Source organism: Micromonospora alfalfae, from assembly GCF_022230925.1.
GTDB lineage: Bacteria > Actinomycetota > Actinomycetes > Mycobacteriales > Micromonosporaceae > Micromonospora > Micromonospora alfalfae.
Genome location: NZ_JAKKFH010000022.1, coordinates 38,362 through 50,928, shown reverse-complemented (window position 1 = coordinate 50,928; position 12,567 = coordinate 38,362). Strand labels below are relative to the sequence as shown.

Here is a 12,567-nt window from a genome sequence, read left to right as displayed (position 1 = left end):
GTCGTTCCGCTGAGCTGAGCGGTCACTCAGCGCCTGCGGCGGCCCTGTGATCGACTCGGCTTCCGGAAAGTCGGGCCATCGCGGCGACCCCGACACCGCGACATGCCGGGAAACCGAGTCGGTCACTCCGCCGTCGGCTCGGGCCGCGACTACCGCAGGGCCGGCAGGTGCCAGCCGCCGGCCAGCGCGTCGGCGTCCGCCGGACCCCAACTGCCCTTCTCGTACGACTGCACCGCCGCCGGCAGATCCAGGATCGGCTCGACGATGCGCCACTCCTGCTCGATCGTCTCGGCCCGCGCGAAGCGCAGGTGCTGCCCGTCCATCGCGTCGTCGAGCAACCGCTCGTACGCCTCCTGCCGGCGACCGAAAGCCGAACCGAAGTCGACCGACAGATCCACCGGACGGCTCGCCACCTCAGCGCCCGGGCTCTTCGCCTGGATCGACATCGTGATGCCGTCACCACGCCCGAGGCGGAAACGCAGCAGGTTCGCGGCCCTCGCCGTGCCCCGCTCGGCGGGGATCAGCGAACGCTGCGGCTGCTTGAACTCGACCACGACCTCCGTCGCCGTCCCCGGCAGGGACTTACCGGTGCGCAGGTAGAAGGGCACGCCCGCCCAGCGGGGCGAGTCGACAGTCAACCGGGTCGCCACGAACGTCTCCGTGTTCGAGTCCGCCGCCACGCCCGGCTCGTCGCGGTAGCCGGCGTACTGCCCCCGGACTGTGGACTCCGGCGACAGCGGCGCGATCTGCCGCAGCACCGTGGCCTCCGCCTCCCGGAACGCCTCGGTGTCCTCGCTGGCCGGCGCCTCCATCGCGATGAGCGCCACGACCTGCAGGATGTGGTTCTGCAGCACGTCCCGGGTCGCGCCCACGGTGTCGTAGAAGCCGGCCCGACCCTGGGTGCCGAACCCCTCGGCGAGGGTCACCTGGATGTTGTCGATGTGCTCGTTGTTCCACAGCGGCTCGAACAGCCGGTTGGCGAACCGGAAGGCATAGAGACTCTCGACGGCTTCCTTGCCGAGGTAGTGGTCGATGCGGAACACCCGCTCCGGCGCGAAGGCCGCGCCCAGGGTGCGATCCAGCTCGCGGGAGGACTCCAGGTCACGCCCGAACGGCTTCTCCACGATCACCCGACCCCGGTCGGCCAGACCCACTGACGCCAGGCCCTCGACGACGGAGCCGAACACCGCCGGAGGGATCGCCAGGTAGAAGACCGGCTGCTCGGCGTCGCGCAGCCGCTCAGCCAGCCGTTGGTACGTCGTCGGGTCCGCGTAGTTGCCGGAGATCATCGAGAGGTTGTCAGCCAGCCGATCGAAGGTCTCGTCGTCGATCTCGTCATCGGCCTCGGTGACCGACTTGCGTGCCATGGTGACCAACTGCTGATCGTCCCAGGGGGAGCGGGCCACGCCGATCACCGGAACGTCGAGGCGGTCGCGCCGGGTCAACTCGTACAGCGCCGGAAACAGCTTCTTCGAGACGAGGTCACCCGTGACGCCGAACAGCACTACCGCGTCTGAGCGCATGTGCATGGCACTTCCCATTCGATCATCCGAACCTGATCTTCCGAACGGACAACGGCACGACCCACTCCAGGAATTCCCCAGCGTGGGGCGTACGTGAGGTCGGCGACAACACTGTCTCGACGAGCCCTTATGTTAAGGAAGGTTTACAGTACAGGCGGAACGCCGGTAGCCTGCGACTCTAATCGACGAAGGTCGATCATGACGAGGCCTGGAGGTACCGTGCGTCGCCGACACACCACCACACGGCTGCTGGCCATAGCCGCACTCGCGCTACCAGTGATCCTGCCCGCCACGCCCGCCGCCGCAGCACCCACCGCACCAGCCCGACACCTCAGCGACGTCATCCCCGCACCGGTCGAAACCCACCCCGACCCGCACGACACATTCCGGATCACCCCCCTGACCGTCATCCGCACCACCCCCGGCTCAGCCGCCGCTCGGCACGTCGGCCAGCAGCTCGCCACCACACTGCGCCCCGCCACCGGCCACCCCCTGCCCGTCCTGCCCGTACGCTCCACCCCGCTACCCGAGATCGCCCTGCTCATCGGCGGCGCCGACACCCGCATCGGCCAACAGGGCTACCAACTCGACGTCACCCGCCGCAGCATCACGATCCGCGCCAACACCCCCGCCGGACTGTTCGCCGGCACCCAGACCCTGCGCCAACTGCTCCCCGCCGACATCGAGGCACCCAACCGGCAGCGAACCACCTGGACAGTCCCCGGCGGACGAATCATCGACTACCCACGCTTCGCCTACCGGGGCGCGATGCTCGACCTCGCACGCCACTTCCACACCGTCGACGACATCACCGCCTACGTGGACCTGCTCAGCCAGTACAAAATCAACTACCTGCACCTGCACCTCACCGACGACCAGGGCTGGCGCATCCAGATCGACTCCTGGCCCCGCCTCACCACAGTCGGCGGCGGACCCGGCACCGGAGTCGACGGCGTCGGCCCCGGATACCTCACCAAGGCCGACTACAAGACCGTCGTCGCCTACGCCGCGGCACGACACATCACGATCATCCCCGAGATCGACATGCCCGGGCACACCAACGCCGCCCAGTCGACGTACCCCGAACTCAACTGCGACGGCGTCGCACCGCCCCCGCGCACCGACATGGCGGTCGGCTACAGCTCCCTTTGCATCAACGACGAACTCACCTACCGCTTCGTCGAGGACGTCATCCGCGAACTCGCCGCCATCACCCCCGGACCATTCCTGCACATCGGCGGCGACGAAGCCCACGCCACCACCGACGAGGACTACCGCACCTTCATGAACCGGGTCCTGCCCCTGGTCGCGAAGTACGGCAAGCGCGCCTCCGGATGGAACGAGATCACCCAGGCCGACCCGCCCACCGACGTCGTCGCCCAGTTCTGGGGCACCGGCACCACAAACGCCAGCCTCGCCGCAGCCGCCGCCCGCGGCAACAAGATCATCATGTCGCCGGCTAACAAGACCTACCTCGACATGAAGTACGACGCCAACACCCGCCTCGGCCTGCGCTGGGCCGGCCTGATCGAGGTGTCCGACGCCTATGGCTGGGACCCGGCCACCCGGGTCACCGGCGTCGGCGAGAACGCCATCCTCGGCGTCGAGGCCCCACTGTGGTCCGAAACGCTGCGCACCCTCGACGACATCGAATACATGGCCTTCCCCCGCCTACCCGCGATCGCCGAACTCGGCTGGTCCACCCCCGCCAGCCACGACTGGGAATCGTTCCGGACCCGGCTGGGGGAGCAGGCACCCCGCTGGCGACTGCAACAGGTCGACTTCTACCCGTCCCCACAGCTGCCCTGGATCTGACCCGTACCCACCTCACCCGCCGTTCGTGGGCACCGGCCGACCCGGCCGGTGCCCACGACACTCAGCGACCGCAGACGGTGTCCAACACCTTCAGCGGCGGGTCGAGATCCGGCGCCTCGACCTCGGTGGCCTTCGGACCGGCCAGGTGCTTCTCGACACCCGCGGCCAGAGCCTCCAACGCGGTGCGCACCTGCGGGTCGGCAGCAGTCGGCGCCGCCGTCCGCAGATCCTGCAACAGCGCGGTGTAGTGGCCGCGGACCTTCGCGCCCGCCTCCTTCGCGCTGACCGGCTTGTCGATGGCGGCGATCGCATCGTCGGCCATCGCGACGTAGTGCTTCTTGACAAAATCGAGACTGGCGTCGCAGACCTGCTTGCTGTTCGCCGCCACGTCGACCGTCGGGCTGGGCGCCACGGTCGGCGACGGCGCGGGCGCCCCCGCGCTCTCCTTCTCGGCAGGCTGGCAGCCCACAACGAGGCCGACTGTCGCGACCAGGCCAACCACAATACGGACAGGCTTACTCGTCAAGGTGTTCCCCCGTGGTGATGTGCGGCCCCACCGTTCGCGGTGAACGAGCGGCGGCCAGAACGCACCACTGTAGACATCATCCGCCGACACCGCACACCGCTTTCACGTCCGGTGTCCCAGCCCGACCTCGCCGGGCATGAGACGTTGGAGCACACCCAGCAATCTCCAGCGAGGACTCTCCCATGCACCTGGCGTACGACCAGTCAGCGGACACCGGACCAGCGGTGGTGTGCCTACCCATGTTCAGCATGAGCCGCGCCGCCACGGCCGCCGCCCTCAGCCCCGCCCTCGCGGGCACCGGCCTACGAGAGATCTACCTGGACCTGCCCGGCCACGGAGACACCCCCGCGAACTGCCCACCCACCTCCCAGGCGTTACTGGAAACCGTCTGCGCCTGGCTGGACCACCACGTCGACGCGCCGGCCCTGCTCGCCGGCGGCTCCTACGGCGCGTACCTGGCCGCCGGCATCGCCCGCCAACGACCCGACCTCGTCCGCGGCCTGCTCCTCGTCTGTCCCGGCGTCACCATCGCCCGCGACAGCCGGGACCTGCCCGACGACCCACCACTCGAAGCACCCACCGGCTGGCTCGACGCCGCTCCCGCCGCCCTGCACGCACACCTCGACGCCGCCCTGGGCCACCGCACCCCAGCCGTCGTCGCGACAGTGCTCACGGCACTGAACTCCGGCGGCCCCGGTGACCCGACATTCCAACAGGAGTTGCAGAGCGGCTCCAACTACGCGCTACCCGACGAGACCGCAGAGGTCGTCTTCGACGGCCCGGTCAGCGTGATCACCGGCCGGCAGGACCGAATCGTCGGGTACGCCGACCAGTTCCGCGCCATGCGCCACTTTCCCCGCGGCACCTACACCGTGATCGACACGGCCGGACACTACCTGCCGTACGAACAACCCGCCCTGCTGCGATCACTCACCCAGGACTGGCTGCGCCGTACACGCATCTGACAACCCGAGATGGGGGAGCGGGCCTTGTGGCAATGCATCTACGTCGATTGATGTCTTCCTCGGTGCCAATCAATACGGGGAGCGGCACCAACCAACAGAACTACGACGTGTACGACGGCTACTACTCGGGCATCGGCCTTGCCTGGGCCGCCAAGGCCAACTACCTGAACCTGACCCGCGGCTGGGCGAACGCCACCGTCACCTGGGGCAGCTTCACGATCACCGCGAACGGCAACACCTCATGCCCCGACAGGGCGTGCCCATCAGCGAGCGCGAGGCCGTCGACCGGCACTGGCGTGACGCCTGGGCCAGGTGGGCCGACACGGCCGTCGAAGAGATCTGATCGGTTGCCCTCTCCACCCACAGCCGAACCGCGATTCGATAATGCACATTATGTAAAGTAGCGGGTTCTGGGGGTCCCCTCAGCGTCGTCGGACGGAGGTCAGTCGCGCGTCAGGCCGGGCGGACACGCGTCCTCGTCCGGCCCGACGAGGCGCGCGTTGACCAGCGGGTTGCGTCGCAGGGCGGCGAGTACCGCACCGCTGGCGCCGATGTCGGTCCAGGTGTCGTCCCACAGGGCGGAGACGAGCCAGGAGCGATCCTCGGGAAAGAACAGGTCGGGCAGCGCCCCGTCGCCGCGCAGGTGGCCGGCCCGCCAGGTGAGGGCCTGTTCCGGCCCGGCCTGGACCAACACGTAGGGCCAGGCCCAGTAGAGGGACACCTTCGGGGCGTGTGGGAAGACGACGTCGTGGGCGCCGGTGTCGAGAAAGCCCAGCCACCAGGGCTGATCCGGCGTGCACGTCACCAGTTCGTCGATCACCGCGCGTTCGTGGGCGTCGAAGCCGACCCCGGCGGGCGGGTGGAAGGTGCCGTACGCCTCGAACACCGGCGGGATCGCGGTGGTGACCGAGAGGCCCTGCGTGGTGCGCCCGGTGAGCCAGGCGACGTCGCTGGCGGTGCCGATGCGCCAGGTCCGCCCGTCCTTGTCGACAGTGACGGGGCCGGTCCGGGTCGGGGTGTCACTGGGGTCGTGGGGTGCGGTGACGGCGCTGGGCGTCGCCCATGGGTTCCACCCGGGCCGGTCGGTCGCCCGCCACCGGTGCCCCTCGGGACAGACCCAGCTCATGGGATCGTTCGGATCCCGGTACACGGTGGGTGTGCCGGGTTGACCGCACTCGGGGCAGGTGGCACCGGGTGACGTCATGTCGCGAACGATACGTGTTCCTCGATCAGGGCCAGCCGTGTCCGCACCGGTCCGGCTGGCACCTCGACCAGCTGGTGCCCGTGCTCGTCGTACACCTCCCGGTGCAGGCGGGCGAAGGCCAGCGCGTCGGCGTAGCTGATCTGGCGCGCTGCGGTGTGGCGGATGAAGCCCAGCGGGCTGATCAGGAACACCAGGCGTTGGTAGGTGCGCTCGCGCATGATGCGATCCACTTCGGCGGTTAGCGCCGGGCCGACCGGTCTGCCCAGGTGGCGGGCCAGCGCCACTGTGCACAGGGGCGACCGGTCGTAGAACTGGACCGGCTGACGCGCGTCGGCGCCGACCTGCCGGTGGTGTTGCAGCGCGGCGACGGCGTCGACGAAGTCGGTGTCGTGCCACGGCGTGGCGTACCCCTGGGCCTGCCTCTCGGCGATGAGGTCGGTGGCGGCCTCTCGGACGGTGACGTGTCCCCTGCGCCGCAACGCCTCGATCATGGTTGTCTTGCCGGCGCCGGGCGCTCCCGTGAGGACGTACCGCCGGGGTTCTGGCATCTCCTCCCCCTCTCTCGGCCCCTACCCGGAAACCCGAAAATGCTGCATAATATCCCTTATGCATGACAAACAGGACGAATCGCTCGCGGTGCTGATCGAGGAGTTCCTGACCGCGCGGGCCACCCGCAAGCCCTCCCCGCACACCCTTGCCGCGTACCGCAGGGATCTGCACACGGTCGCGGCGCTGGTCGCGGAAGATGCCACCCCTCCCCTGTCCCTGGACGCGCTGTCGATCACCGACCTCTCCCCCCGGGTGATGCGGGCGGCCTTCGCCCGGTTCGCCGCTCCCCGGGCGGCCGCGTCGGTGCACCGGGCCTGGTCCACCTGGAACAACTTCTTCACCTTCCTGGTCGCTGACGGGTTCGTGGCGGGCAACCCGATGCCGGCGGTCGGGCGACCTCGGGCGCTACTCCCCCAGCCGAAGCCGTTGCGCGGCGCGGACACCCCCGAGGTGTTGCTCGCGTCCGCCGCGCGCGACGACGGTCGGCAACGCGACCCGTGGCCGGAGCGGGATGTGGCGGTGTTGGCGGTGGCGCTCTGCGCCGGGCTGCGGTTGTCGGAGCTGCTGGCGTTGCGGGTCGACTCGCTCGGCGGTCGGCCCGGTGAGCGGCGGGTCGAGGTGGCGGGCAAGGGTGGGCGGCCTCGGGTGGTGCCGATCGAGGCGGATCTGGACCGGGTGCTGCGGGACTACCTGGACAGTCGGGTGCGGCGCTTCGGTTCGCGGTCGGTACGCCCCGACTCGCCGTTTCTGGTGGATCGGCGTGGTGAGCCGTTGCGCCGTGGTGGCCTGCAGTATCTCGTCGAGTCGTGTTACCGGCGGGCCGGCATCGGTGACCGGGTGCCGCGTGGTGCGCGGCTGCACGCGCTGCGGCACACCTTCGCGACCCGGTTGGCGGAGGACGGTGCGAGCGCGGCGGAGATCATGCGGTTGTTGGGGCATGCGTCGTTGGCGTCGTCGCAGACGTACATCGAGGTGACGGCCGGGCAGCAGCGTGACGCGGTCCGGGCCAACCGGACCAACCGTGCGCTGGCGGGTCTGGTGCCGCCCGGGTGAGCGTGGTCAGTGTGCGCGGTGGCCGGTGCCGTCGGCGGTGACGGGCAGTGGGCCGAGGACGGCGTTGATGATGTGGATGCGGGCGTTGGTGGCCTGGTAGTCGGCGCAGACCGTGTCGGCGCGGTCGTCGAGTCGGGCGGTGGGCCCGCTGCGGGTGACGGTGACGGTGACGCCGTCGAGGGTGGTGGCGGTGCCGGCGGTGGTGAGGTCGGTGATCGGGTGGCTTCCGGTGATGAGGTGGGCTTTCAGCAGGGTGCGGAGCTGGTCGGTGTGGTGGGTCATGAGGTCGTCCCAGTTGTCCTCGGAGAACGTGGCGGCGAAGGCGTCGTCGGAGGGCGCCAGGACGGTGACGCCGTCGCCGGTGGGCAGGTCGGTGAGGACGCCGCTGGTACGCACCGCCGCTTCGAACGTGGTGAGGGTGGGGATCCAGCGCAGCGCCTGGTCGACGGGTTGCCCGGCGAGGAAGCTCGGGTTGCCGGGGTCGGTGCCGGTGGGCAGGGCGGCGCAGAGTGGCCCGGTGGGCTGGGGTCCGGTGCTCGCTGGCGCGGCGTTCGTGTGGGGAGTTGCGGGGCTGCCGGTGCAGGCGGCCAGCAGCAGGGTCGGCAGGAGCAGGCTGAGCGTCAGTCGATTCCGCCGAGCGCGGTGCGGTCTGCGGAGTCGTCGGGGGTGTCGCGGTGGGGTGGCGGGGTGCGACACGGCGGCCTCCACGGGTGCGGGGGTAGGTGGTGAGGTGCCGGCGGCGCGGGTGTCGGGCCCGCGCCGCCGGCGTGATGGTTCGCTAGTTGTCGGTCAGAGTGCCGCGCACTGGGTGGTGCGGGGGCCGTGGACGGTGTTGGCGATGCCGAGGTTGGTCGGTGCGGGGTTGTTGCCGGTGCAGCTGAGTGGGCCGCGGATGGTGGTGCCGGCCAGCACTGGCGCGTCGGTGCCGGTGGTGTTGCCGGACAGGTCGACGGGGCCGGCGATGGTGGCGTCGATGATGGAGATCGTGTCGGTGGTGGCGATGCGGACCGGGCCGTTGATGGTGCTGTCGGCGAGGAGGATGCCGGCGGCGCGGGTGGCGGTGAGTGGGCCGCTGATGGTCGTTGCTGTCGTGACGAGCGCCGCGCCGGCCCGGACGGTGACCGGGCCGTTGATGGTGGCGTCGTCGGCGCAGGTGAAGCCGGTGACGGTCAGGGGTCCGTTGCGGCGGCCGGTGAGGGTGGGATAGACGCGTTCGCCGTCGGTCAGCTTCTCCACGCCTTTGCCGTCGAGGAGCAGGGGGATGAGGCCGCGTTCGGGTTGGTTGAGGGGGACGTAGTGGTCGTCGCCGATGGTGATGACCTTCCAGCCGTGGGCGGCGATGCGCTGGGCGACGGTGGTGCCGACGCCGCCGGGTCCGTCGGTGCGGGGGCCGTTGTACTGCGCGTCGGTGAGTTTGTAGGCGCAGGGTGGGTTGTCGAGGATCAGGTCGGCGGGGGGCGCGTCGAGTGGTGGTGGGCTGTCGCCGGGGTGCGGTGCGGGGTGGGCGGGGATGGGGCGGGAGCCGCGGAAGACCAGCCGGCCGGTGTTGGCGGCCTGGGTTTGGATGGCTTCGCTGCGGGCTTTCAGGATGTCGGCGCGGTCGGCGCGGTGGTAGTCGAGGAACTGGTGGAACGTCCACAGGGCGGAGTAGGTCTTGCGGCGTCGGTTGTTTGTGGTGTTGCCCTCGTCGGGGCGGGTCTGGCCGCCGGAGCTGCGCAGTTCCAGCAGGGAGTTGGTGACGTTCTTGAGTCCGAGGGTGTTGCGCAGGATGGTTTCTTCGCTGAGGCCGACGTTGCCGCCGCCTTCGCAGCCGTAGGGGCAGGCCCACCAGCCGGCTTCGGCGCCCTTGGCGTACATGTGGCCTTCGATCATGTCCTGGGACTGGTCGAAGATGGGTTGGGCGACGTTCTGGTGCCGTGGGGGCAGCATCGGCAGGTCACCGGCGCGGGAGTTGCCGAACTCGTGGCCGTCGTAGCCGGCGACGGGTCGGTAGTCGCGGACCATTGTGATGTACGCGGTGGTCTCGGGTTGGCGGATCAGGGAGTAGTCGCGGTTGAGGTCCTGGCCGGTGGAGTTGCCGCGGGTGTTGTTGGCGCGGCCGTCTCCGTTGATGGTGGGGACGATCAGGACGGTGGTGTGGCTGAGCAGGTCGGTGATGCGGGGGTCGGTGCTGAAGGCGAGTTGGCGGGCCATGATGAGGCAGGCTTCGCGGTCGCCGGGTTCGTTGCCGTGCACGTTGCAGTTGATGGCCACGGGTGCGGTGGCGGCGACGGCTTCCGGGGTGGCCGCCGGGCTGGGGTAACCGATGACGAGCATGTTGATGGGTCGGTTCTGTACGGTGCGGCCGAGTTCGACGACGCGTACGCGGTCGCTGAGGGCGTCGATGGCGGCGGTGTAGGCGTACTCGTCGGTGTCGCTGGTGTACTGGGCGGCGTGGGTGGTCTCCCAGCCGGTGCGCAGTTGTTCGCCGGGGGTGGTGGGGTTGCCCCAGGGTGCGGTGGTGGTGGCGGTGACCGGGTCGGAGTAGGGCTGTTCGGTGGTGCCGGTGCGGGCGCGTACCCGCCATTGGAAGGTGTCGCCGGGGTTGTAGCCGGCGTCGGCGAAGGTGGGTGCCTGTTGGTTGATCTGGCGGTTGGGTCGCCAGATGCCGACGATGGTGGGTGTGCCGGTGGGGGTGTTGTCGGTGTCGACGGGGGTGCGTTCGATCTGGTAGTCGGTGGCGCCGTTGACGGGTTGCCAGGCGAGTGTGGTGTATCCGTCGGCCTGGTGGGCGGTGAGGGCGGTGACCTGGTCCGGTGGTGCGGCGCGTTGGGCGTTGGCGGGGGTGGGTGCTGCGGTGGTGAGGGTGACGGTGATGAGGGTGGACACGGCGATGAGGGTGGGTCGCTGGCGTCTCATGTGGCCTCCGACGAGGTGATCGTGGCACGTGTCGACCAGCATGATCGTCGAAGTCCGTCGATGCAATGATCTTGAGGGAATCTTGCGGCTCGGTGGTCCGCTCCCCCGCCGACCCTTGTTCGTTCCGGTTTTCCGCAAGGCGCGGTGTCCGGGGCACGTTGTTGCCCCGGATTTCAGTAAGGCGAGGGCCGAACGGTCGGCGCGGTGGGCCCGCGGTCAGCGGGCGTGGCGCAGGGCCCAGTCGAGGGCGACGTCGGCGATGCGCTGCCAGCCCTGCTGTGCGGGCAGCAGGTGGGCGTACCCCTCGAAGAGCTCGACCTCGGTGAGGGTGTCGCTCTTGTAGTGGGCGGCGTTGGCGCGTTGCACGCTGGGCGGCATGATGTGGTCTTCCGAGCCGGAGATGAACAGCAGCGGCGCGCGCTGGTCGTTGTGGTAGTTCACGGCGATGTCCTGGGGGCCGGGCAGCAGGTTGGCCAGGACGCTGTCCCAGAGGATGCCGCCGGCGGCGGGGATGGCATAGCGCTCGTACAGGGCGCGGGCGGTCTGCTCGTCGAAGGTGTTGGTGAACGCGTAGTTCCACTGCTCGAAGGTGAACCCGACGGCGCGGTGGCGGTTGGCGGGGTTGCGCAGCACCGGGAAGGTGGAGCGCAGCTGCGAGAAGGGGGTCACCTTGACGCCTTCGGTGGGTGCCGAGTTGAGCACGACAGCCGAGGCGCCGTAGCCGCGGTCGAGCAGCACCTGGGTGAACGCCCCACCGGCGGAGTGGCCCATGAGGATGGGTGGCGTGGGTAGCGCGTCGACCACCGCGGACAGGTGCGCGATGATCTGTGGCGCGGTCAGCGTCTCCAGTGGGCTGGGGTCGGCGTTGATCGCCTCGACCTCGCCTTCCAGCCCGGGGTACGTGGGGGTGAGCACCCGGAAGCCCTTGTCCTGGTAGTGGGTGACCCAGTGTTCCCAGCTGCGGGGGGTGACCCAGAACCCGTGGATGAGGACGATCGTGTCCGGCGTGTCGCTCACTGTCAGCTCCCTGTGGTGCGGCTGTGGCGATGGCGCGACACGTGGTGCCGGCGAGCCCAACCCTAGACATTCGTGAGCCGCGATGTCCGGGTTTCGATCGTGGATCTTCAGCCGAGGTCGACCAGCAGGGGGCGGTGGTCGGAGATGGTGGACGAGGGTGCGGTGACAGCGCGCACGGGTGGGAGCTGGTCGAGGGCGTGCCGGTCGGCGAGGATGTGGTCGAGTTGGACGCGGGGCTGCCCGGACGGGTAGGTGGGGCGTCGGCCCAGGGGGTGCCAGCCGGAGATGAGCCGGGCCGCGCCGGCGGGCAGGTTGAGGTCGCCGAGCAGGACGCGGGGCCCCGGTAGCGCGCGCAGGGCGCGGACGGTCTGCCGTAGTTGGCGGGCGTTCCAGCCGGGCACGAAGGACAGGTGGGTGGCGGCGACGGTGAGGGGGCCGTGCGGGGTGTCCAGGACGGCGGCGAGGACCACGCGGGGTTCGTCGTGCAGCAGGATGAGGCCGCCGCGGGGGCCGGGAACGTAGACCGGTGAGCGCACCGGCGCCGGCTTGAGTCGGGTGACCTGCCAGCTGCGGACGGGGTGTCGGCTGATCAGTCCGATGCCGTAGCAGGGTTCCCCGTGGCCGTCGTCGTCGTGGCGCAGAGGGCGGAACTGTTCGCCGGGGGTGCCGACGACGGCGGCGGCGAAGCGGTGGTGGGGTGCGTCGAGGGCGCGGGCGGCGATGGCGGTGAGGTCGAGGTTGCCGCTGCGGCGTTGGTCGCGGTCGACCTCCTGGAGGGCGAGGACGTCGGCGTCGAGGGCGCCGATGGCGGCGGTGAGTCGGTCGGAGTCGACGAGCCCGTCGGTGAGGGACCGTCCGTGCAGCAGGTTGAAGGTGGCCAGGCGCACTCCTGCACCTTACGTGCCCGTGGCATGGTTGCCGGGTGGTGAAGGTCTTGCTGTGTTCGGTGCTGGTGTTCGTGGCGGTTGGAGCGTTGGGGGTGTGGTTGCGGCGTACGCGGGGTCGGTGAGCGGGTGA

At 69.9% G+C, this 12,567-nt stretch carries 11 protein-coding genes; 3 read left to right on the top strand and 8 right to left on the bottom strand.

Going from position 1 to position 12,567, the window contains the following annotated elements; translation table 11 throughout:
• Positions 1–149: 149 nt before the first annotated feature.
• Complete coding sequence (gene zwf, locus MED01_RS18445) at positions 150–1,529, bottom strand: glucose-6-phosphate dehydrogenase (protein ID WP_238669801.1); 1,380 nt, start codon at positions 1,527–1,529, stop codon at positions 150–152.
• Positions 1,530–1,742: 213 nt separating this feature from the next.
• On the opposite strand from zwf, the gene MED01_RS18440 reads away from it, so the two are divergent.
• Positions 1,743–3,338 (top strand): beta-N-acetylhexosaminidase, encoded by a 1,596-nt coding sequence (locus tag MED01_RS18440; RefSeq protein ID WP_238669800.1) that lies wholly within the window; start codon positions 1,743–1,745, stop codon positions 3,336–3,338.
• Between the two features lie 61 nt (positions 3,339–3,399).
• On the opposite strand, the gene MED01_RS18435 is transcribed toward MED01_RS18440, so the two are convergent.
• Positions 3,400–3,840 (bottom strand): hypothetical protein, encoded by a 441-nt coding sequence (locus MED01_RS18435; protein WP_238669799.1) that lies wholly within the window; start codon positions 3,838–3,840, stop codon positions 3,400–3,402.
• 206 nt (positions 3,841–4,046) lie between these two features.
• Between MED01_RS18435 and MED01_RS18430 the strand changes: the two genes are divergently transcribed.
• Positions 4,047–4,829 carry an alpha/beta fold hydrolase gene (locus tag MED01_RS18430; protein WP_238669798.1) on the top strand — a complete coding sequence of 261 codons (783 nt, stop codon included), beginning with the start codon at positions 4,047–4,049 and terminating at the stop codon, positions 4,827–4,829.
• Positions 4,830–5,271: 442 nt separating this feature from the next.
• Here MED01_RS18430 and MED01_RS18425 read toward each other — a convergent pair whose 3' ends face one another.
• Both MED01_RS18425 and MED01_RS18420 read right to left on the bottom strand, forming a co-directional pair.
• Positions 5,272–6,033 (bottom strand): hypothetical protein, encoded by a 762-nt coding sequence (locus MED01_RS18425; protein WP_238669797.1) that lies wholly within the window; start codon positions 6,031–6,033, stop codon positions 5,272–5,274.
• Positions 6,030–6,581, bottom strand: a complete 552-nt coding sequence (locus MED01_RS18420) for an AAA family ATPase (RefSeq protein WP_238669796.1) — start codon at positions 6,579–6,581, stop codon at positions 6,030–6,032. Before MED01_RS18420 ends, MED01_RS18425 begins: the two co-directional genes overlap by 4 nt.
• A 58-nt stretch (positions 6,582–6,639) precedes the next feature.
• Here MED01_RS18420 and MED01_RS18415 point away from each other — a divergent pair, with 58 nt between their 5' ends.
• On the top strand, positions 6,640–7,635 hold the full coding sequence (locus MED01_RS18415; RefSeq protein ID WP_238669795.1) for a tyrosine-type recombinase/integrase: 996 nt from the start codon (positions 6,640–6,642) through the stop codon (positions 7,633–7,635).
• A 6-nt stretch (positions 7,636–7,641) separates the two neighbouring features.
• Here the strand turns inward: MED01_RS18415 and MED01_RS36150 are convergent, their stop codons facing one another.
• The 4 genes from MED01_RS36150 to MED01_RS18395 all read right to left on the bottom strand — a co-directional run bounded on the left by MED01_RS36150 (position 7,642) and on the right by MED01_RS18395 (position 12,437).
• A complete protein-coding gene (locus MED01_RS36150) occupies positions 7,642–8,343 on the bottom strand; it encodes a fasciclin domain-containing protein (protein WP_238669794.1) in 702 nt (233 codons plus the stop codon).
• Positions 8,344–8,424: 81 nt separating this feature from the next.
• Positions 8,425–10,533 (bottom strand): M14 family zinc carboxypeptidase, encoded by a 2,109-nt coding sequence (locus MED01_RS18405; protein WP_238669793.1) that lies wholly within the window; start codon positions 10,531–10,533, stop codon positions 8,425–8,427.
• 216 nt (positions 10,534–10,749) lie between these two features.
• Entirely contained in the window at positions 10,750–11,550 is an 801-nt protein-coding gene (locus MED01_RS18400; RefSeq protein WP_238669792.1) for an alpha/beta hydrolase, read from the bottom strand.
• Positions 11,551–11,657: 107 nt separating this feature from the next.
• Positions 11,658–12,437, bottom strand: a complete 780-nt coding sequence (locus MED01_RS18395) for an endonuclease/exonuclease/phosphatase family protein (RefSeq protein ID WP_238669791.1) — start codon at positions 12,435–12,437, stop codon at positions 11,658–11,660.
• Positions 12,438–12,567: the final 130 nt, after the last annotated feature.

Coding starts and splice junctions, on each gene's coding strand:
- MED01_RS18405 (WP_238669793.1), bottom strand. CDS start 10,533: ATGAGACGCCAGCGACCCACCCTCATCGCCGTGTCCACCCTCATCACC.
- MED01_RS18420 (WP_238669796.1), bottom strand. CDS start 6,581: ATGCCAGAACCCCGGCGGTACGTCCTCACGGGAGCGCCCGGCGCCGGC.
- MED01_RS18425 (WP_238669797.1), bottom strand. CDS start 6,033: ATGACGTCACCCGGTGCCACCTGCCCCGAGTGCGGTCAACCCGGCACA.
- zwf (WP_238669801.1), bottom strand. CDS start 1,529: ATGCACATGCGCTCAGACGCGGTAGTGCTGTTCGGCGTCACGGGTGAC.
- MED01_RS18430 (WP_238669798.1), top strand. CDS start 4,047: ATGCACCTGGCGTACGACCAGTCAGCGGACACCGGACCAGCGGTGGTG.
- MED01_RS18415 (WP_238669795.1), top strand. CDS start 6,640: ATGCATGACAAACAGGACGAATCGCTCGCGGTGCTGATCGAGGAGTTC.